The 19,200-nt window shown below is 53.5% G+C and carries 15 protein-coding genes, 1 pseudogene and 1 riboswitch; of the genes and pseudogenes, 9 read left to right on the top strand and 7 right to left on the bottom strand.

The annotated features are described in order from the left end of the window. Nucleotides 1–12: 12 nt before the first annotated feature. Nucleotides 13–109, bottom strand: a riboswitch (TPP riboswitch). A 698-nt stretch (nt 110–807) separates the two neighbouring features. Continuing rightward, nucleotides 808–1,836, top strand: a complete 1,029-nt coding sequence (locus AC0TNG_RS06745; protein WP_230581857.1) for a YadA C-terminal domain-containing protein — start codon at nt 808–810, stop codon at nt 1,834–1,836. Between the two features lie 636 nt (nt 1,837–2,472). Continuing rightward, nucleotides 2,473–2,631, top strand: a pseudogene (locus AC0TNG_RS06740) (hypothetical protein); the annotation flags it as partial. A 550-nt stretch (nt 2,632–3,181) separates the two neighbouring features. Here the strand turns inward: AC0TNG_RS06740 and AC0TNG_RS06735 are convergent. Both AC0TNG_RS06735 and AC0TNG_RS06730 read right to left on the bottom strand, forming a co-directional pair. Beyond that, nucleotides 3,182–4,615, bottom strand: coding sequence for a glycoside hydrolase family 32 protein (locus tag AC0TNG_RS06735; RefSeq protein WP_473713333.1), 1,434 nt, complete (start codon nt 4,613–4,615; stop codon nt 3,182–3,184). 15 nt (nt 4,616–4,630) lie between these two features. Further along, a complete protein-coding gene (locus AC0TNG_RS06730; RefSeq protein ID WP_417927602.1) occupies nt 4,631–5,872 on the bottom strand; it encodes an MFS transporter in 1,242 nt (413 codons plus the stop codon). Nucleotides 5,873–6,110: 238 nt separating this feature from the next. On the opposite strand from AC0TNG_RS06730, the gene AC0TNG_RS06725 reads away from it, so the two are divergent. From AC0TNG_RS06725 to AC0TNG_RS06715, 3 genes are all read left to right on the top strand, one after another. Continuing rightward, nucleotides 6,111–7,118 (top strand): LacI family DNA-binding transcriptional regulator, encoded by a 1,008-nt coding sequence (locus tag AC0TNG_RS06725; protein WP_061714772.1) that lies wholly within the window; start codon nt 6,111–6,113, stop codon nt 7,116–7,118. 333 nt (nt 7,119–7,451) lie between these two features. Then, nucleotides 7,452–8,828, top strand: a complete 1,377-nt coding sequence (locus tag AC0TNG_RS06720) for a diaminobutyrate--2-oxoglutarate transaminase (protein ID WP_014884533.1) — start codon at nt 7,452–7,454, stop codon at nt 8,826–8,828. 18 nt (nt 8,829–8,846) lie between these two features. Then, complete coding sequence (locus AC0TNG_RS06715; RefSeq protein ID WP_024908138.1) at nt 8,847–10,313, top strand: pyridoxal phosphate-dependent decarboxylase family protein; 1,467 nt, start codon at nt 8,847–8,849, stop codon at nt 10,311–10,313. A gap of 36 nt (nt 10,314–10,349) precedes the next feature. Here the strand turns inward: AC0TNG_RS06715 and AC0TNG_RS06710 are convergent, their stop codons facing one another. Continuing rightward, nucleotides 10,350–10,865 carry a protein disulfide oxidoreductase gene (locus AC0TNG_RS06710; protein WP_032645288.1) on the bottom strand — a complete coding sequence of 172 codons (516 nt, stop codon included), beginning with the start codon at nt 10,863–10,865 and terminating at the stop codon, nt 10,350–10,352. 217 nt (nt 10,866–11,082) lie between these two features. Here AC0TNG_RS06710 and AC0TNG_RS06705 point away from each other — a divergent pair, with 217 nt between their 5' ends. After that, nucleotides 11,083–11,403 (top strand): RcnB family protein, encoded by a 321-nt coding sequence (locus AC0TNG_RS06705; protein WP_024908140.1) that lies wholly within the window; start codon nt 11,083–11,085, stop codon nt 11,401–11,403. Next, nucleotides 11,354–11,833 (top strand): GNAT family N-acetyltransferase, encoded by a 480-nt coding sequence (locus AC0TNG_RS06700; protein WP_032646533.1) that lies wholly within the window; start codon nt 11,354–11,356, stop codon nt 11,831–11,833. Before AC0TNG_RS06705 ends, AC0TNG_RS06700 begins: the two co-directional genes overlap by 50 nt. Before the next feature lie 92 nt (nt 11,834–11,925). Here AC0TNG_RS06700 and apbC read toward each other — a convergent pair whose 3' ends face one another. After that, entirely contained in the window at nt 11,926–13,035 is a 1,110-nt protein-coding gene (apbC, locus tag AC0TNG_RS06695; protein WP_045908656.1) for an iron-sulfur cluster carrier protein ApbC, read from the bottom strand. A gap of 137 nt (nt 13,036–13,172) precedes the next feature. Between apbC and metG the strand changes: the two genes are divergently transcribed. Then, nucleotides 13,173–15,206 carry a methionine--tRNA ligase gene (metG, locus tag AC0TNG_RS06690; protein ID WP_032663202.1) on the top strand — a complete coding sequence of 678 codons (2,034 nt, stop codon included), beginning with the start codon at nt 13,173–13,175 and terminating at the stop codon, nt 15,204–15,206. A 107-nt stretch (nt 15,207–15,313) separates the two neighbouring features. Here metG and AC0TNG_RS06685 read toward each other — a convergent pair whose 3' ends face one another. Genes AC0TNG_RS06685 through AC0TNG_RS06675 form a run of 3 tightly spaced genes read right to left on the bottom strand, consistent with a single transcriptional unit; the run spans nt 15,314 to nt 18,229 of the window. Continuing rightward, entirely contained in the window at nt 15,314–15,784 is a 471-nt protein-coding gene (locus tag AC0TNG_RS06685; protein WP_008500891.1) for a YehS family protein, read from the bottom strand. Between the two features lie 46 nt (nt 15,785–15,830). Continuing rightward, nucleotides 15,831–16,550, bottom strand: a complete 720-nt coding sequence (gene btsR, locus AC0TNG_RS06680) for a two-component system response regulator BtsR (protein ID WP_473713332.1) — start codon at nt 16,548–16,550, stop codon at nt 15,831–15,833. Then, on the bottom strand, nt 16,544–18,229 hold the full coding sequence (locus AC0TNG_RS06675) for a sensor histidine kinase (RefSeq protein WP_024908145.1): 1,686 nt from the start codon (nt 18,227–18,229) through the stop codon (nt 16,544–16,546). The genes btsR and AC0TNG_RS06675 overlap by 7 nt, the downstream gene beginning before the upstream one ends. Before the next feature lie 221 nt (nt 18,230–18,450). Here AC0TNG_RS06675 and mlrA point away from each other — a divergent pair, with 221 nt between their 5' ends. Then, complete coding sequence (mlrA, locus tag AC0TNG_RS06670) at nt 18,451–19,191, top strand: HTH-type transcriptional regulator MlrA (protein WP_024908146.1); 741 nt, start codon at nt 18,451–18,453, stop codon at nt 19,189–19,191. Nucleotides 19,192–19,200 lie beyond the last annotated feature (9 nt).

Genomic DNA, 19,200 nt, shown 5'->3' with positions numbered 1-19,200 from the left:
AGAAGCGATGACCGGGAAGGCATCTGACTTCCCTACGCTGGCATTATCCAGATCAGGTGTTGCGGGTATTTCTCAGCCCATCAGTGATGGGGCACCCCGAGTCATGAAGATTAAATCTCTATACTTTTTTCCAGATTAGGGGAAGTTGCTCGCTGACGCAAGCGTGCCCTTGCGGTTGTCGCTTCTTCATTGGGATGTCCTCATGTGACTTATTAAGGCACTCCTAACATCGCGGCGTATTCATCAACTGGGAGGAGGTCATATTGTCGTCAGAATTCTGCAAGAGTTTTTAGGCTCTATATTAATGAATATTACAAAACAGCCATATTTAGTGCCGATTATTATCAAATGATTAACATTTCATTTATCACTAAAAATCTGGCTTGAGTATAAGAATTTTTAATCCCTTCAATGTGACTTTTAGAAGACAGAAAACCTTATTTCACTCGAAACACAAAGTGTTCATTAAGTCATACACTTAATTTAGACATTTGCATCTATTTCAATAGTTTAAACACTGAGTCATAGTTAACAATTCAAACTATAAGGCAATGTATATATTGAAGAAAGTCTTCTTACACCACCCCTGGACACTGTTGCATTTAGTGCTTTACGTGATCCAGATCAACATTGACTTATGTGCAATCCTGGATAGTTAATTCATCTTATAAAAAAAGAATTGCGCGAGAATTAACCTAATTTAGTACAGACTAATAGCAGGGTTAATCTCCATATCAGTTAGAAAGCTAAGCGTTTGCAAAAGCTTTTGACAATGAATTTAATCCTTATTTATTAGTGAGATATAAAATGAAACGTTCTATTCTGGCTGTTTTCGTGTTTGGTGCTGTATTCGCTGGTTCTATCAATGCTTCTCACGCTGTAGATTTTGCAAGTGATAACTCCGGCTCTACTCAATGGGCGCAAGGTGCGCAAAATAACATTGATACGCTTAATCTTGATGTTGACGATCTCAAGCAAGCTAACCGCCTTCAAGATGATGCAATTCAGACACAACATGATTTCAACAATACGCAGCAAGGCGAAATCATGCAAAACCGATCAGACATTAGCGGTTTGCAAGGTCAAGTTAATGGCTTGAATGTTCAATTAACACAATCTGTAGTAGATGAATCAAGCGCCCGTAGTTCTGCTGATGCTGCTTTAGGCGCTCAAATCCAGACAAATAGCAATGCTATTACAGCTATCCAGACTCAAGCCGCAAGCGGTGCATTTAATGGTAAAGATGGGGTAGATGGTAAAGATGGTGCTACAGGGGCGCAAGGCTTACAGGGTGTGCAAGGTGTAGCAGGTGCTAACGGTGCTGATGGTAAAGATGGGCGCGATGGTGTTGATGGTAAGAATGGCGTTGATGGGAAAGATGGTAGCAATGGTAAAGATGGTGTTACCACCACCATTAACAAAGTGCAAGTAGACACGGCTACACAAACTAAAGTAGCTGCTAACTCTGCAGCTATCGCTTCCACCTCTAGCCAGGCTGCTAGCGTAGCTCAAGATCTGCAAGCTGCAAAGCAGACTATGCAAGCTATGAATAACAATACTAACCAGCAATTTAAATCATTGCGCGATGAAGTAGATAATAATAAGAAGCAAGCTAACGCTGGTATCTCTGGAGCTATGGCTATGGCTGGCTTGCCTCAAGTGCAAACTAATCAGCGTGTAATGTTCTCTGCTGGTGGTGCTACTTACAACGGTGAAAGCGCTTTAGCGGTTGGTGGCTCAGTTAACTTTAATTCTCACGTTATCGCTAAAGTGAGTTTCTCTGATGATACCGCTAATAACATGGGTGCTTCTGTTGGTGTAGGTATCGGTTTTTAAGTAAACGATAAAGCCCCCAAGTGAACTCAATATACATATACCCCATAAAGGGGTTTCGACAAGCATAACCGCCGATTTTTGTATTGTTGATGTTTATAAATTCTTTACAGGTGATGCAAGTTATGGTTTATCGTTAGCCTGACAAACTAAGTATTTAACAGTTTTAAAACGGCCTCGTTTGTTTATCAAATATGAGATCAAACCAACAATACAGAAGTGCTAGTATATACCATGATGCATTGATACTTTTTTATAGTGAAGGCGTTTAATTTCCTGAGAAAGAACAATCAGAATGGTTCCTTAGGGTGAAATAGTGATGATAGCCATGATTAAACTAATTATATGCTCTGCTTTAGTATCGTTAGCTTTAGTAGCTACTGGCGTATTTATAGGTATTACTTACAGCCGTACCATATTAAACATAGCTTATAGCTGTGATAACAGCTAGACAGACGTTACTACGGGTTATGCAAGTTTCTGTCTACGGAGTGTATTTATATAGATTTTTGTTCCTTCAGATGTTTTTCTTAAACAGGAGACAGGGATAGATCTATCACTTTGACGGCGCATTGCTAATACAATGCTGCTTATATTATTTTTTGTTGTTGTGATATACGAAAGGCAGAATTTAGGATTATGAAAAAAATGTTATTAGCTGTTCTGGTTATTGCATCTCTTCCTGCTCATGCTATTAATGCGCACTATCGGGAGCAATTAGAGCGTTCTGGATGTACTCAAGTAACTGATGGTCATGGTTGTGATATTCACAAAACCAAAGCACAAAACAAGAAAGCAATTTCGAGCCAACGAGATCGGATAGCTTTTGAAGCTGATGCTTACAGTGTGGTCGATAAACCTATCTCTGATGCTGCTGAAACCCTCCTTTCGAAAGGCTGGAAGCCTAATAACGGTGTGTGGAAGAAACAAGGCTACACTCTCAAACTGAAATTGAAAGGTGAGAGCATTGTTGATTTTGTTTTAACTCATTGAGGTTAAGATGACGCCTTACATCTGCCCTATTTTTGGTACAGTGCATTAATCTAAAACAAGCCACTTTCATTAGGGGTTATACAGCAAAGTCAATTACAAATAGCTTGATGCAAGCCGTGTAGTTACACGGTTAAGATAAAGTGTAAGTGAGATCCGTGTTGTCAGTCTTTAGTGTATTGCTAAAGCCGCCCTTAACAGATGGGCGTTTTTTTCAATTATTCTTGAGGATTATATGATGGTTGATGCAAATGAAGCAGTAAAAGAAGGGTTCGCTAAAATAAATCAGGCGACTGCGGTCGCCTTTTTTATTTGCCGGTCTTACTTCATGCAAAGATCAGGAATGCCATAAGCCCTTTTATTCTAACTGCCAGGCCCCGCCATGGATAAGCGACGCTCTCCCCGCCCAGGCAAACAACGCCAGCTCGCGGCCGTCTGCATCAGGATAAATACGGCTGCTGAGGCACGCTTCCCCCTCATTGACAAACACTTCAACGGAAGAGCAGTCAAAGAACAGGCGCAGGTTCAGCATGTCGTTGAGGTTAAGCGCGACGCTTCGGGTACCGCACAAGCCATACTGCGGATAGTGACGCTCCAGCACCAGGCGCTGCATCTGGGCATCAACATAGATGCGTAGCCCGTCACCGAGACGAATGCCGTATTGCTCCGCGCTGCTGTTCGCGCAATCCCATTGCAGAGTGACCTCCATCGCATCGCAGTGTTCCACCAGCGTCATCTGCTGGTTATTAAGCGTAGTTATCGGCCAGGGGAACCAAGCCCCGCGCAGGGTTTCAACTTCTCTGGCTGGATGCATTTGCAGATGATTATCCGCACTCAGCGTCAGCTCGCGAGGTAAGGAGAGCATGCCTGCCCAGCCATCCTCCTGTTCCGGCAGAGGTGATTCCCACATGTCCAGCCAGCCGATAACAATGCGGCGGCCGTCGGGCGTCAGGAAACTTTGCGGCGCGTAGAAATCATGCCCGTAATCCATCTCTACAAATTCACCTTCACGCACAAAGGGCTGGCCGGGCTGCCATTTACCTACCAGATACCCGCTCTGGAAAAGATTACGGTTTTTGAATCCGTCCGCCGCCAGCCCCTGAGGAGAGAACATCAGCACGCGTTTACCATTAAGGGTGAAAAAGTCCGGACATTCCCACATGTAGCCCATCTCTTTTTCAGCCACCGCGAGCACGCCCCTGTCCTGCCACTCTCGCAGATCGGCAGACCGGTACGCACGCACCTGGCCCGTATCACCCTCTCGCGCGCCAACGACCATGTACCACCACTCCCCTTCACGCCATACTTTCGGATCGCGGAAGTGATGCAGTCCAGGCGGTGTGTCAATGACGGTCCCGTGCCGCACAAAGTGGATGCCGTCACGGCTGGTTGCCAGGCACTGAACCTGGTAGAGATTAGCCTCATCGCCGGGATCGCCGTGGAATTTGTGGCCGGTGTAGATCAGCGCCAGCGTGTCACCATCCACCACCGCTGAGCCAGAAAAACAGCCGTCCTTGTCGTCTGGTCCTTCCGGTGCCAGCGCAACCGGGAGGTGTTCCCAGTGAACTAAATCTTTGCTGCGCGCATGGCCCCAGTGCATCGGCCCCCACTGGGTCGAATACGGATGATGTTGATAAAAGGCGTGATACCAGCCGTCAAACCAGACCAGGCCATTCGGGTCGTTCATCCAGCCGGCACGCGCGGCGAGGTGGTAACGGGGATACCAGCGCAGGTTGAGCCCTTCGCGTCTGGACTGAATTTCCTGTTCTGCTTTCGTAATGGAATACGTCATTTCTCTACTCTTTAATCAGATAGTGGAAGGTTGCGGCATGAGCGGGTCAGAAGAGGACTTACCCGAGCGCAACAGGAAGATGGAGATAAACGTGGTGCTGAAAACTAACAACCCCATGATGAGATAGGACTGGGCAAAGCCGTATTTCTCATAGCTGTAGCCGGCCAGCGGCGACAGTACCGAGGCAATCACCGAGCTTGTACAGGCAAAGCCCACCAGATAGAGGGTGGAAGAGAGCCGCTTATCAAAATGCAGGCTGTTGTATTTAAAGATGGAGACCAGCAAAACGGGCAGTTCAACCGCGTGCAATAGCTTGGTAATGGAGATCAATACCGGCCCCTCAACCAGACCCGATGCCACCATACGCATCGCCATCACCATTCCGGCGAAAATCAGGCCGTTTTTCGCACCGAGGCGATTCACCATCCACGGGGCGCAAAACATGCCCGCCGCCTCCAGGAAAACCTGGAAGGAGTTGAGATAGCCGTACATGGCGTTCCCTTCCTGTAACGTCGGGAACTGGGACGAGAAATAGACAGGGAACTGCTGGTCATAAACGCCATAAATACAGGTGCCGATAACGAAAAACACCAGCGCCCAGAAGCGCGGCAGCGTCAGCAGGCGCAATGCATCCTCCAGCGTGACCTTACCGCCGGACACCGCTTCCTGCATGGCGTGCGGAGCGGAAGAGACCCTGAGGCGCGCCAGCAACACAAAAAACACCAGCCCGGCGCAGCTCGCCACCGCGAAGTTCAGCTTCGGATTAATGTTGAACAGGAGCCCCGCAAAAAAGGTTGCCGCCGCCCAGCCCAGCGATCCCCACATCCTCGCCTTGCCGAACTCGAACTGGCTCTGGCGGGCCACGCGCTCGGTGTAGGACTCCAGAACCCCTATTCCGCCGTTAAACGTCAGTCCGATATAAATCCCTCCGAAAATACTGCCGAGTAATACGTTAATTTGCAGCAGATAACCAAACAGCAGGAAGGCCGGACCGGAAAGAATGAGCAGGCTGGTCAGAAACCAGAGCAGGTTTTTGCGCAGACCGAGTTTGTCCTGAATGAATCCATAGCAGATTTGAGCAAAAAGCGCGGAGACGGAAAGCACGGCATAGATAACGCCGGTATCCCCCGCTTTTAGGCCCACTTCCTGATGAAGCCAGATGGAGAGTAGCGAGCCGGAAGATGACCAGGTGACAAAAAAGAAAAAGAGTAGTGCGCTTAATAAAGGGTAGCTGTGAGAGTGATGCGTTTTCATCATGACATTCTCATGTTGGAGTAATGACACAATGGTAACGTTAACATAATTTCTTTCTCATGCTGTTTGGTGAAGATTTAAGATGTTAATCACGAAAGTTAACGTTAACATCAAGAGAATGAGATCGCGATCAAATATTCATCACGGAGGTAAGCCTGATCTGGCATGTGCATCAGCCTTCCTTTTACATCAGCGACTTAGTTGTATACCCTTTCACACAGAGCATTAACGGAGTAAGAAAATGGCTTCCCTGAAGGACGTCGCAAAGCTGGCTAACGTATCGCTGATGACGGTCTCACGTGCGCTGAACACCCCGGAACGCCTTAAGCCGGAAACGCTGGCGCGCGTTCAACTGGCTATCGAGCAGACCAGCTACGTGCCAGACCTGTCCGCCAAGAAAATTCGCGGCGCGCATGCCTCGCCGAAAACCATAGGCGTACTGGCGCTCGATACGGTGACGACGCCTTTCTCGGTGGAAATCACGCTGTCGATTGAAGAAACGGCCAGAATGCACGGCTGGAACAGCTTCGTGATGAATATGTTTACCGATGACAACCCGGACGCCATTGTCGACCTTCTCCTTTCTCATCGGCCTGACGGAATTATCTACACCACCATGGGGTTACGTCAGGTTCCTCTCCCGCCCAAACTCCTCACCCTTCCCTGCGTGCTGGCCAACTGCGAAAGTGACGGCGAAAAGGTCGCCAGCTATATTCCTGATGATGAACAGGGGCAGTATACCGCCGTACGGGCGTTACTCGCGGAGGGTTATCGACGCCCTCTCTGCCTGCATTTGCCTGAGGGGCATCTGGCCACAACCCGACGTCGTCAGGGGCTGGAACGTGCATGCCGTGAAGCGGGGCTCGATCCGGACGGCCTGGCGCACAGCTATATGGCGCTCGGCGATGAGCACTATCGTGACATTCCGTCAGTATTGCTGGCGCACATGCAGAATGGCATTCCCCGGTTCGACTCCGTTATCTGCGGCAACGACCGTATCGCGTTTATGGTGTACCAGACGCTGCTGGCGCAAGGGCTTCGCATACCGGAAGATGTCGCGGTAATCGGCTATGACAATATGGTGGGTATTGGGGAGCTGTTCCTGCCTCCTCTCACGACGGTTCAACTGCCACACTATGAAATTGGTCGCCTGAGCGCCTTGCATATTATTAACGGTGAAGAGCATCAGAACATCACGCGCGTTGAAAGTCCTTTTTTGATGCGTGATTCCGTTGTGCATGCATCATGAGCACCGCTTTTTGCACATGACGCAGGAATAGAGACAGCCAACCTCCTTTTTTGCCATTCGATGGCACGTTTTGTCACACTCTTTTCTGCGACTGTACACGCCAGACAAACAGCCTGTAACAGGCTGTTTTTATTTGGCATAAAATGCAATTTTCATTTTAAAAATGGGGATATTTTCTCCCCACAGCCCCGTGTCACAAAACAGTAAACAAATTAACCATTGAGCCCCGTGGCAAAAGGCTCTATATTGGCGGCGTTTTTTTCAGGCCCCCATCTGTTTTTTAACTTTTTATTCAATCGTGGCTCATAACGAAGCGGCGGTTGTAGGAGTGATATGATGACGGATAAAGTCCGTATTGACACCGTAGATGCCCACAAAAGCAACGAAACCTATCTGGCCCGTCAGGCCGAGTTTGAATCTAACGTCAGGAGTTATCCGCGCAAACTGCCTTTAGCCATCACTAAAGCAGAAGGCGTGTGGATCACCGATGCAGATAATAAAGAATACCTTGACTGTTTAGCAGGCGCAGGGACCCTTGCGCTTGGCCATAACCATCCTGATGTGCTGAAAAGCATCCAAAATGTCATTACCAGCGGCTTGCCGTTACATACTCTGGATCTGACGACGCCTCTGAAAGACGCGTTTTCTGAATACCTGCTGTCTCTGCTGCCTGGTCAGGGCAAAGAGTACTGCCTGCAGTTCACCGGTCCATCCGGTGCTGACGCCGTTGAAGCGGCGCTGAAGCTGGCGAAAAAAGTGACCGGTCGTAGCGGTATCATCAGCTTCTCTGGTGGTTACCACGGTATGACCCACGGCGCGCTGTCCGTGACCGGCAACCTGTCTCCGAAAGAAGCGGTTGACGGTATGATGCCAGAAGTGCAGTTCATGCCTTACCCGCACGAATACCGCTGCCCGCTGGGTATCGGTGGTGAAGCGGGCGTGAAAGCGCTGACGTACTACTTCGATAACCTGATCAACGACGTTGAAAGCGGCGTGCGTAAGCCTGCTGCGGTGATCCTGGAAGCGGTTCAGGGCGAAGGCGGCGTGAACCCGGCTCCGGCTGAGTGGCTGCAGCGCATCCGTAAAGTGACTCAGGAACACGGCATTCTGCTGATCCTCGACGAAGTTCAGGCTGGCTTTGCCCGTACCGGTAAATTCTTCGCCTTCGAACACGCTGGCATTGAGCCAGACATCATCGTGATGTCTAAAGCCGTCGGTGGCGGTCTGCCGCTGGCCGTACTCGGTATCAAAAAGCAGTTCGATGCGTGGGCGCCAGGTCACCACACCGGTACCTTCCGCGGCAACCAGCTGGCGATGGCAACCGGTCTGACGACGCTGAAAATCCTGAAAGACCAGAACATCGCAGGCAAAGTGGCTGCACAGGGCGAATGGCTGAAAGGCCAGCTGAAAGAAATGGCGAAGCGCTACCCGGTGATTGGTCACGTTCGCGGTCTGGGCATGATGATCGGTATTGAGATCGTTAAGCCACACGAAGCCGCAGACCACATGGGCTGCTTCCCTGGCGACGGCGAGCTGTCTGCACTGATTCAGAAGAAGTGCTTCGAAGCCGGTCTGATTCTGGAGCGCGGTGGCCGTAACGGTATCGTTCTGCGTCTGCTGCCGTCTCTGCTGATCAGTGACGAAGAGCTGAAAATCTTCCTGGATAAATTTGAGCAGGCACTGCTTGCTGCGGGCGTTCGCCCGGCGTAACCGGAGTTGTTGATTACGATGTCTGATTCAAACCCAATTTTGTTCTCCTCTGCGCAGAGCATTGAAGCTTACCAGCAGGCGATTGAACAAAGCACTCAGGCTGTGATGCAGTGGCTAAAACAGCCTGAGATGTACCAGGGCAAAACGGTCGCGGAACTGCGCGACCGTATTAAGCTGGATTTCAACCCGAAAGGGCTGGGCAACGAAGCGGCGATTGAACGCGCCGTGGAGTTCTTCCTGAAAGACAGCCTGTCCGTTCATCACCCGCAGTGTGTGGCGCACCTGCACTGCCCAAGCCTGGTCGTAAGTCAGGCGGCGGAAGTGCTGATCAACGCCACTAACCAGAGTATGGACTCCTGGGATCAAAGCCCGTCCGCAACCATCATTGAGATCAAACTGATCGAGTGGCTGCGTACCCGCGTGGGTTATCAGGCCGGCGACGCAGGTGTTTTCACCAGCGGCGGGACTCAGAGCAACCTGATGGGCCTGATGCTGGCTCGCGATGCGTTTTTCGCGCGTCAGGGTCATTCCGTTCAGCAGGACGGTCTGGTTGGCGATCTGCGCAAAATTCGCGTGCTGTGCTCCGAAAACGCGCACTTCTCCGTGCAGAAAAACATGGCGCTGATGGGCCTGGGCTACCAGTCCGTGGTGCAGGTGAAAACGGACGAATTCTCCCGCATGGATCTGACCGATCTGGCGGCGAAAATCGAACAGTGCAATGCGAACGGCGAGCAGATTCTGGCCATCGTCGCGACGGCAGGTACCACCGATGCCGGTGCTATCGACCCGCTGCGTGCGATTGCTGAGCTGGCCGCGAAGCAGAACATCTGGGTACACGTTGATGCGGCCTGGGGCGGCGCGCTGCTGATGTCAGAGCAGTATCGTCACTACCTGGACGGCATCGAGCTGGTGGATTCCGTCACCCTGGACTTCCACAAGCAGTTCTTCCAGACCATCAGCTGCGGCGCGTTCCTGCTGAAAGAAGCACGTCACTATGAGCTGATGCGCTATCAGGCGGCTTACCTGAACTCTGAGTTCGACGAAGAAGCCGGCGTGCCTAATCTGGTTTCCAAATCTCTGCAAACCACCCGTCGTTTTGACGCGCTGAAGCTGTGGATGAGCCTGGAAGCGCTGGGTCAGGAGCAATACGCGGCGATCATCGATCACGGCGTGACCCTGGCACAGCAGGTTGCGGCCTACGTGAAAGCGCAGCCTGCGCTGGAGCTGGTTATGCAGCCGCAGCTGGCAAGCGTTCTGTTCCGCTTCCGCGGACAGGTGCAGACGGATGAAGCGGGTATCGCCCTGCTGAACCAGAAAATTGGTGACGCGCTGCTGGAATCCGGCCGTGCGAACGTCGGTGTGACCGAGCATAACGGCGTCACCTGCCTGAAGCTGACGCTGCTGAACCCAACCGTGACGCTGGAAGATATTAAAATCCTGCTGTCTCTGGTTGAGCGCACCGCGCAGGAAGTTCTGGCTAAGTAATACAACACCCCTCTTCCGCCGGGAGAGGGGTTATTTTTATACGCCTGCCCACCACATCCTTAATTTTAATCCCCAATAGCTCGTCCAGCCCGTCGTGGTACTGACCACGTTCCCCTTCGACACAACCACCAGCGTTGGCGTGACGCTCACCTGCCACTGCTGCGACAAAGCACCGTTTGCATCGTTAATCACCGGCATTTTTAGCTGTTTCTTATCAACCCAGCGCTCAAGCTTTGCGTTGTCACCAGAACGCATGGCGATACTCACCACGTTCCCGCCCTCTTCTGCCAGTTGATTAACCGCAGGCGTCGTGTAGCGGCAAATGCTGCACCAGGTTGCCCAGACGTAGATCAGCAGCGGACGATCCTGGCTGAGCGCCGCAATATCGTGAACGTTGCCGTCGATGCTCTGCATCGGCGTTGCACTAAAACTGGCGGGGAGCGTCGGTTTTCGGTACTGATCAACACCCCATACCACGGCCAGCGTCAGCAGAACGAGTATGATCCCTTCCCGCGCCCAGCGGCGCAGTCGACTGATTTTGCGGTTATCCATTGTGACCTCTCAATTTAACCGGAGGTCATCATAGCGGGCGAGTTTGCGTCATGCTGTAAAGAAGTGTCGTGCTCCTAGCGGAAAACGATCCCCGGGTTATGTTCAGTTTTGTTACATTTTTCCTGGAACAAGCCATAGTCTGATACATAAAATAGTCAGGTTGCCGTATTGTTGACGTGCAAAAGCAAAAAGTAAAAACAGGTTAACTGGAGAAAAAATGGCTAAGTGTAAATGGCTGCTTCTGGGTGTCGTGATGACCCTGGCAAGCGTGGCTAACGCAGCACCAGCAGCATCAGGCATCAGCGCTTACGAAGAACAAGAGTTCATCGCTGACTTCACGAAATTCAAGATTGGCGACACGGCACCGGCGCAGTATCAAACGCCGGAGTACACCATCAAACAGTACCAGTTGCGTAACCTGCCGGCTCCGGATGCCGGAACCCACTGGACCTACATGGGCGAGAACTACGTGCTGATTGGCGATGCGGATGGCAAAATCTACAAAGCCTATAACGGAGATATTTTCTATCACCGCTAATACCATCCTGATCCGCCCCTGGCAGGAAAGCGATCGCCCTTTCCTGCGCACGCTCTTCCTCCACGCCCGGCGTGAGGCCTGGCCATGGCTGGACAGTTCAGACTGGCAGCTTGAAGACTTTGACGCGGCCACCCGTGACGAAGTGATTTGGGTTGCCACGCAGAACGGCCATCGCCTGGGTTTTGCCTCCGTCTGGACGAACGATAATTTCCTGCACAACCTGTTTGTCGACCCGCAGTATCAAAGCCATGGGGTCGGGCGTATGCTCCTGGAACAGGTTCAGAAGACGTTTACCAGTACGGGTTCGCTTAAGTGTCTGGTGAAGAATGCGCGGGCTGTCGCGTTTTACCAGCGGCACGGCTGGCACATTGAGGCGACGGGGGATTCTCCGGAGGGAGAATACTATCTGATGCATTATCGGCTTGGGTAAAGTCAGGTGGCGCTTCGCTTACCTGACCTACAAAACCGTATTTCGTAGGCCGGGTAAGGCGAAGCCGCCACCCGGCACTAAGCGAAGAGGAATTACACCGCGCGGAACGCGATTTCCCCTGGGATGACTTCGCCCTGCCAGTAAAGCTGCGCCGCAACGCGTCCCGCCAGCTGGCGATACATTTCTGCAAATTCGCTGTCCGGACGGCTGACCACCGTCGGCTTGCCGCTATCCAGATCTTCGCGCAGGGTAATGTGAAGCGGCATCTGTCCCAGCAGTTGGGTGTGATACTTCGCGGCCAGTTTTTCTGCGCCACCCGTGCCGAAGATAGGTTCGTGGTGGCCGCAGTTGCTGCAGATGTGCATGCTCATGTTCTCGACGATACCGAGCACCGGCACTTCCACCTTCTCGAACATCACGATGCCTTTTTTGGCGTCGATCAGCGCAATATCCTGCGGCGTGGTCACCACAACGGCTCCCGTCACCGGAATGTTCTGCGCCAGCGTCAGCTGGATGTCACCGGTACCCGGCGGCATGTCCAGCACCAGATAATCCAGATCCGGCCACATCGTCTCCTGCAGCATCTGCAGCAGCGCCTTGCTGGCCATCGGGCCGCGCCAGACCATGGCGTTATCGTCAGTCACCAGGTAACCGATGGAGTTGGTCGCCAGACCGTGCGCCATGATTGGCGCCATGTGGGTGCCGTCCGGCGAGGTTGGGCGCTGGTTTTCCGCGCCCAGCATGTTCGGAATAGACGGACCGTAGATGTCGGCGTCCAGAATACCGACCTTTGCCCCTTCCGCTGCCAGCGCGAGCGCCAGGTTAACGGCGGTAGAGGATTTCCCCACCCCGCCCTTGCCCGAGCTGACGGCAATGATGTTTTTCACGCCGTTCACGCCAGGCTGGTTTTTCACGCGCTTCAGCGTGGCGATGCTGTGGCTCAGCTTCCAGTCGATCGCCTTCGCGCCGGTCATGCGCAGCAGCTCAGAGCTGGTCTGCTCTTTCAGCGCATCAAAGGCGCTGGTCCAGACGAACGGCATCTGCAGCTCAATGTGCAGCGTGTCGTCCAGCCAGGCGACGTGGTGTAACGCTTTCAGCGTAGTGAGATTGTGCTTCAGGGTTGGATGCTGAAAGTTAGCCAGCGTCCCGGCGACCATTGCTCGTAAGGCTTCCGGTGATTTGGCCTGGGATTGAGAACTCATCCCGACTCCTTTGTTCTTGTGAATAAGACCTTAGATGAACAAGTTTACCTGAAAGGCCGTGGTTTGTGCTTACTTAATAATGCCCCTTTTGGTAATATCAAAAACCCTTTTCACAGTTAAAAGAAGTAATGCCTACTATGACTCAAGTCGCGAAGAAAATTCTGGTAACGTGCGCACTGCCGTACGCCAACGGCTCAATCCACCTCGGCCACATGCTGGAGCATATCCAGGCTGATGTCTGGGTCCGTTACCAGCGAATGCGCGGCCACGAGGTTAACTTCATCTGTGCGGACGATGCCCACGGCACGCCGATCATGCTGAAAGCGCAGCAGCTGGGGATTTCCCCGGAGCAGATGATTGCCGAAATGAGTCAGGAGCATCAGACCGATTTTGCTGGCTTTGACATCAGCTATGACAACTATCACTCTACGCACAGCGACGAAAACCGCGAGCTGTCGGAGCTGATCTACACCCGTCTGAAAGAGAACGGTTTTATCAAAAACCGCACCATCTCTCAGCTGTACGATCCGGAAAAAGGCATGTTCCTGCCGGACCGTTTCGTCAAAGGCACCTGTCCGAAATGTAAATCCCCGGACCAGTACGGCGATAACTGCGAAGTGTGCGGCGCGACCTACAGCCCGACCGAGCTTATCGAACCGAAATCCGTGGTATCCGGCGCCACGCCGGTGATGCGTGACTCCGAGCACTTCTTCTTCGACCTGCCGTCCTTCAGCGAAATGCTGCAGGCGTGGACCCGCAGCGGCGCGCTGCAGGAACAGGTGGCGAATAAAATGCAGGAGTGGTTCGAATCCGGCCTGCAGCAGTGGGATATCTCCCGCGATGCGCCGTACTTCGGCTTTGAAATCCCGAACGCGCCGGGCAAATACTTCTACGTCTGGCTGGACGCGCCAATCGGCTACATGGGCTCCTTCAAGAACCTGTGCGACAAGCGTGGCGATACCGTCAGCTTCGACGAATACTGGAAGAAAGATTCCACTGCCGAGCTGTACCACTTCATCGGTAAAGACATCGTTTACTTCCACAGCCTGTTCTGGCCGGCGATGCTGGAAGGCAGCAACTTCCGCAAGCCAACCAACCTGTTCGTACACGGCTACGTAACGGTGAACGGCGCCAAGATGTCCAAGTCCCGCGGGACGTTCATCAAGGCCAGCACCTGGCTGAACCACTTCGACGCGGACAGCCTGCGCTACTACTACACCGCGAAGCTCTCTTCCCGCATCGACGATATCGACCTGAACCTGGAAGATTTCGTGCAGCGCGTGAACGCGGACATCGTCAACAAGGTCGTCAACCTGGCGTCCCGTAACGCGGGCTTTATCGCGAAGCGTTTTGACGGCGTGCTTTCTGCTGAACTGGCCGATCCTGAGCTGTATAAAACCTTCACCGATGCCGCCGCTGCGGTTGGTGAAGCCTGGGAAAGCCGTGAATTCGGTAAAGCGATTCGTGAAATCATGGCGCTGGCCGATGTTGCCAACCGATATGTGGACGAGCAGGCCCCGTGGGTGGTCGCGAAACAGGAAGGCCGCGACGCTGACCTGCAGGCGATCTGCACCATGGGTCTGAACATGTTCCGCGTGCTGATGACCTGGCTGAAGCCGGTTCTGCCGCAGCTGGCAGCCCGTGCTGAAGCGTTCCTGAACACCGAACTGACCTGGGATGCAATCCAGCAGCCGCTGCTCGGCCACAAGGTCAACACCTTCAAGGCGCTGTACAACCGCATCGAGATGAAGCAGGTTGAAGCCCTGGTAGAAGCGTCTAAAGAAGAGGTGAAGGCGGCTGCGGCACCGGTTACCGGCCCGCTGGCGGACGATCCGATTCAGGAAACCATTACCTTTGATGATTTCGCCAAAGTCGACCTGCGCGTGGCGCTGATCGAGAACGCGGAATTCGTGGACGGCTCTGACAAGCTGCTGCGCCTGACGCTGGATCTCGGCGGCGAGAAGCGCAACGTCTTCTCCGGCATCCGTTCTGCCTATCCGGACCCGCAGGTGCTGATCGGTCGTCAGACCGTGATGGTGGCGAACCTGGCGCCGCGCAAAATGCGCTTCGGCATCTCTGAGGGGATGGTGATGGCCGCAGGCCCTGGCGGGAAAGATATCTTCCTGTTAAGCCCAGACGAAGGCGCGAAGCCGGGTCAGCAGGTGAAATAACAAAAAAGCCGGAGATTATCTCCGGCTTTTTTTATGGCATTTTGTTTTCTCCCTCTCCCTGTGGGAGAGGGTCGGGGTGAGGGCATCAGGCCACACCCATTCTGCAATCACGCCTTCGGGTGATGCACCCGGTGAGTTAACCCGCGCAGGAAATTACGCAGAAACTGGTCGCCGCACTCGCGGTAGTTTTTATGATCCGGCGCGCGCATCATGGCGGTCACTTCCGGCACGGATACGCGGAATTTTTGCTCAGTCATGATCGCCACGATATCGTCCGTTTTCAGCGAGAAGGCGATGCGCAGCTTTTTCAGCACCGTGTTGTTGTTCACCCGACGCTCCAGCGCCAGCTCTGGCGCGGCCGGATCTTTGCCACGCTTATCGTAAATCAGGCCGTTCAGGAAACCCGACAGAATGATGTCAGGACAGCGGACAAATCCCTCTTCGTCTTCTTTGGTCATCCACGTGTCAAAACTCGCAGACGTGGATTCCATGTCGGACAGCGCAAGAATGCGCACCATGTCGTTATTGTTCGCTTTCAGGGTGTAGCGCAGGCTACGAAGAATATCGTTACTTAGCATAGAGCCTTCGAATGTCGATGATGCAATGGCGCGCAGTGTACCAGCTTTACAGCCCAATCGCCTCTTTCAAACTCTTCAGGTAGCGACGGCTGACGGGTACCGTTTGTCCGGCACGCAGCACCAGCTCGGCCTGGCCGTTATCTTCCAGGCGGATCTCCTTCAGGTGCGCCATGTTCACCAGATACTGGCGGTGGCAGCGAATCAGCGGCGTGCGGCTCTCCAGCGTGCGCAGGGTCAGCTCGGTAAACCCTTCGTTCCCTTCCGCGCTGGTGACAAACACTCCGCTCAGGCGGCTGCTGACAAAGGCCACATCATCCATCTGAAGAAGATAGATCCGGCTGTGCCCGGTGCAGGGGATGAACTTCAGCGGCTGCTGGTTTTCCGGCAGCAGCGTGACGTCCTGTACGGTGCGCTCCTGGCGTAAACGGGTGAGCGTTTTTTCCAGCCGCTTCTCTTCAATCGGCTTGAGCAGATAGTCAAACGCGTGCTCCTCAAAGGCCTTAACGGCATATTCATCAAACGCCGTCAGAAACACGATGTAGGGACGATGTTCCGGGTCGAGCATGCCGACCATCTCCAGCCCGCTGATGCGGGGCATCTGAATATCGAGGAACAGCACTTCCGGGCGCAGTTTGTGCACCGCGCCGATGGCCTCAATGGCGTTCGCGCACTCCCCCACAATCTCAATATCCGGCTGCTCCTGCAGCAGAACGCGCAGGTTTTCCCGTGCCAGCGGCTCGTCATCCACAATCAGCACTCTTAACATGCGTTTTCCTCCAGCGGCAGTCGTACGGTAATACGGGTAAATCGGTCTGGCTCACAGGCGACGGTAATGCCACAGTCGTCGCCAAAATGGGCGCGCAGGCGTTTATCCACCAGGCTCATCCCCAGACCGCCAGAGGCGGAAGGCTGGTAAAGCCCGGCATTGTCTTCAATATCCAGCACCAGATGGTGGTTAAAACGGCTGGCGGCAATGGTTATCTCCCCCGTTCCCAGTAGCTGCGACGTGCCGTGCTTAATGGCGTTTTCCACAATCGGCTGCAGGGTAAAGGCCGGAAGATGCTGATACGCCAGCTCATCCGGCACGGAGAGCGACACCTGCAGGCGCGACTGGAAACGCGCCTGCTCAATCTGAAGATAGGCATTCACGTGCTCAATCTCATCGGCGAGGGTGACGATCTCAGACGGTCGCTTCAGGTTTTTGCGAAAGAAGGTCGACAGAAACTGCACCAGCTGCGCGGCCTGATCGCTGTCGCGGCGGATCACCGCTTTGAGCGTGTTGAGGGCGTTGAACAGGAAATGCGGATTGACCTGGGCATGCAGCAGCTTAATTTCGGACTGCGTCAGCAGCGCTTTCTGCCGTTCATACTGCCCGGCCAGAATTTGCGCGGACAGCAGCTGGGCGATCCCCTCCCCCAGCGTGCGGTTGATGGAGCTGAACAGACGGTTTTTCGCCTCATACAGCTTGATGGTGCCCATCACCCGCTGATTCTCGCCGCGCAGCGGAATCACCAGCGTGGAGCCCAGCTTGCACTGCGGATGCAGCGAACAGCGATAAGGCACCTCGTTACCGTCGGCGTACACCACCTCACCGGTTTCAATGGCGCGCAGCGTGTAGGCTGAGGAGATGGGTTTCCCCGGCAGATGGTGATCGTCCCCGGTGCCGGTAAAGGCCAGCAGCCGCTCGCGGTCGGTGATAGCCACCGCGCCGATATCCAGCTCCTTGTAGAGCACCTGGGCGACCTTCATGCTGTTCTCTTCGTTGAACCCCTGGCGCAGGATCCCTTCGGTCGAGGCGGCGACCTTCAGCGCCGTGGCGGAAAACGCCGAGGTGTATTTCTCAAACATGGCGCGCTTGTCGAGCAGAATACGCATAAACAGCGCCGCACCCACGGTGTTGGTTACCATCATCGGGGCGGCAATGCTGCTGACCAGGTGCAGCGCATCCTCAAACGGACGGGCAATGAGCAGAATGATCGCCATCTGCGCCATTTCGGCTACAAAGGTAATGGCACCGGCGGTGAGCGGGCTAAAGACTTTATCCGGGCGGCCGCGTTTGATCATGTAACTATGCACCAGCCCGCCGAGCAGACCTTCCACGATCGTCGAGATCATGCAGCTGAGCGCCGTCATCCCGCCCATGGAATAGCGATGCAGACCCCCGGTTAAACCGACAAGGCCACCGACGACGGGACCGCCCAGCAGCCCGCCCATCACCGCGCCGATAGCGCGCGTATTGGCAATAGAGTCTTCGATATGGAGACCAAAATAAGTCCCCATGATGCAGAAAATAGAGAAGGTGACGTAGCAGAGCAGCTTATGCGGCAGACGTACGGTGACCTGCATCAGCGGGATAAACAGGCGCGTTTTGCTCATCAGCCAGGCAATGACAAGAAACACGCACATCTGCTGAAGCAACAGCAGCACCAGATTAAACTCGTACATACTCACTCAAAACCGCACACGCTAAAAACGCGTAACATACACGGATGCGGATTAACTTTCTTTGAAGCATCCCATAAAAGCGCAAAATCGTGTCCGTTATCACACCTTTTTCTGAATATCGCGCATGCTTCGCATTGTTTGTTCAAAAATCAATCAATCTTTCCTGGTTCGCCAAAGTGAGTCTACAGTTAAGCTGGGGACGCGTAAGCCAGGGGGCGAATATGGCGCTTTACACAATAGGTGAAGTGGCACTCCTTTGTGATATCAATCCCGTTACCCTACGGGCGTGGCAGCGACGGTATGGATTACTCAAACCGCAGAGGACCGACGGTGGGCATCGCCTTTTCAATGAAGCCGATATCGACCGCATTCGCGAAATTAAAAGCTGGATCGACAACGGGGTGCAGGTCGGCAAGGTGAAGTCCCTGCTGAGCCACGACGACCCGGACACGCAACACCTCTGGCGCGAACAACAGGAAACCCTGCTGCGACTCCTGCAGGCGGGCAACCTTCAGCGCCTGCGCGCATGGATAAAAGAGCAAGGCCGCGATTATCCGGCACAGACGCTGATCAACCATCTTTTCATTCCGCTCCGTCGACGCCTGCAGTGCCAGCAGTCCACCCTGCAGGCGCTGCTCAGCATGCTCGACGGGGTGCTGATCAACTACATCGCCGTCTGCCTTGCCTCGGCGAAGAACAAAGCCGGAAAAGATGCGCTGGTGGTCGGCTGGAACGTGCACGATACCACCCGCCTGTGGCTGGAAGCGTGGATTGCCACCCAGAAGGGCTGGCGCGTGGATGTTCTGGCGCATTCGCTGGCGCAGCTTAAGCCTGAGTTTTTTGAGGGCCAGACCCTGCTGGTCTGGTGTGGTGAAGTACCGTCCGCCACGCAGCAACAGCTGCTGACGGAATGGCGTGAGAATGGTTACCCGGTTTATTCCCTTGGCCCGGATGAGCCATAACGGCATTTA

It is taken from the genome of Enterobacter sp. PL_is514, from assembly GCF_055816715.1.
This window is presented reverse-complemented; position numbering and strand designations above follow the sequence as displayed.

Excerpts from the sequence above, each read along its gene's own strand:
- apbC (WP_045908656.1), bottom strand. The coding sequence starts at position 13,035 with ATGAGTTCTCAATCCCAGGCCAAATCACCGGAAGCCTTACGAGCAATG.
- AC0TNG_RS06675 (WP_024908145.1), bottom strand. The coding sequence starts at position 18,229 with ATGTACGAGTTTAATCTGGTGCTGCTGTTGCTTCAGCAGATGTGCGTG.
- AC0TNG_RS06735 (WP_473713333.1), bottom strand. The coding sequence starts at position 4,615 with ATGACGTATTCCATTACGAAAGCAGAACAGGAAATTCAGTCCAGACGC.
- AC0TNG_RS06745 (WP_230581857.1), top strand. The coding sequence starts at position 808 with ATGAAACGTTCTATTCTGGCTGTTTTCGTGTTTGGTGCTGTATTCGCT.
- AC0TNG_RS06725 (WP_061714772.1), top strand. The coding sequence starts at position 6,111 with ATGGCTTCCCTGAAGGACGTCGCAAAGCTGGCTAACGTATCGCTGATG.
- AC0TNG_RS06700 (WP_032646533.1), top strand. The coding sequence starts at position 11,354 with ATGGCAAAATCTACAAAGCCTATAACGGAGATATTTTCTATCACCGCT.
- AC0TNG_RS06730 (WP_417927602.1), bottom strand. The coding sequence starts at position 5,872 with ATGATGAAAACGCATCACTCTCACAGCTACCCTTTATTAAGCGCACTA.
- metG (WP_032663202.1), top strand. The coding sequence starts at position 13,173 with ATGACTCAAGTCGCGAAGAAAATTCTGGTAACGTGCGCACTGCCGTAC.
- AC0TNG_RS06720 (WP_014884533.1), top strand. The coding sequence starts at position 7,452 with ATGATGACGGATAAAGTCCGTATTGACACCGTAGATGCCCACAAAAGC.
- AC0TNG_RS06685 (WP_008500891.1), bottom strand. The coding sequence starts at position 15,784 with ATGCTAAGTAACGATATTCTTCGTAGCCTGCGCTACACCCTGAAAGCG.
- AC0TNG_RS06715 (WP_024908138.1), top strand. The coding sequence starts at position 8,847 with ATGTCTGATTCAAACCCAATTTTGTTCTCCTCTGCGCAGAGCATTGAA.
- btsR (WP_473713332.1), bottom strand. The coding sequence starts at position 16,550 with ATGTTAAGAGTGCTGATTGTGGATGACGAGCCGCTGGCACGGGAAAAC.
- AC0TNG_RS06710 (WP_032645288.1), bottom strand. The coding sequence starts at position 10,865 with ATGGATAACCGCAAAATCAGTCGACTGCGCCGCTGGGCGCGGGAAGGG.
- AC0TNG_RS06705 (WP_024908140.1), top strand. The coding sequence starts at position 11,083 with ATGGCTAAGTGTAAATGGCTGCTTCTGGGTGTCGTGATGACCCTGGCA.
- mlrA (WP_024908146.1), top strand. The coding sequence starts at position 18,451 with ATGGCGCTTTACACAATAGGTGAAGTGGCACTCCTTTGTGATATCAAT.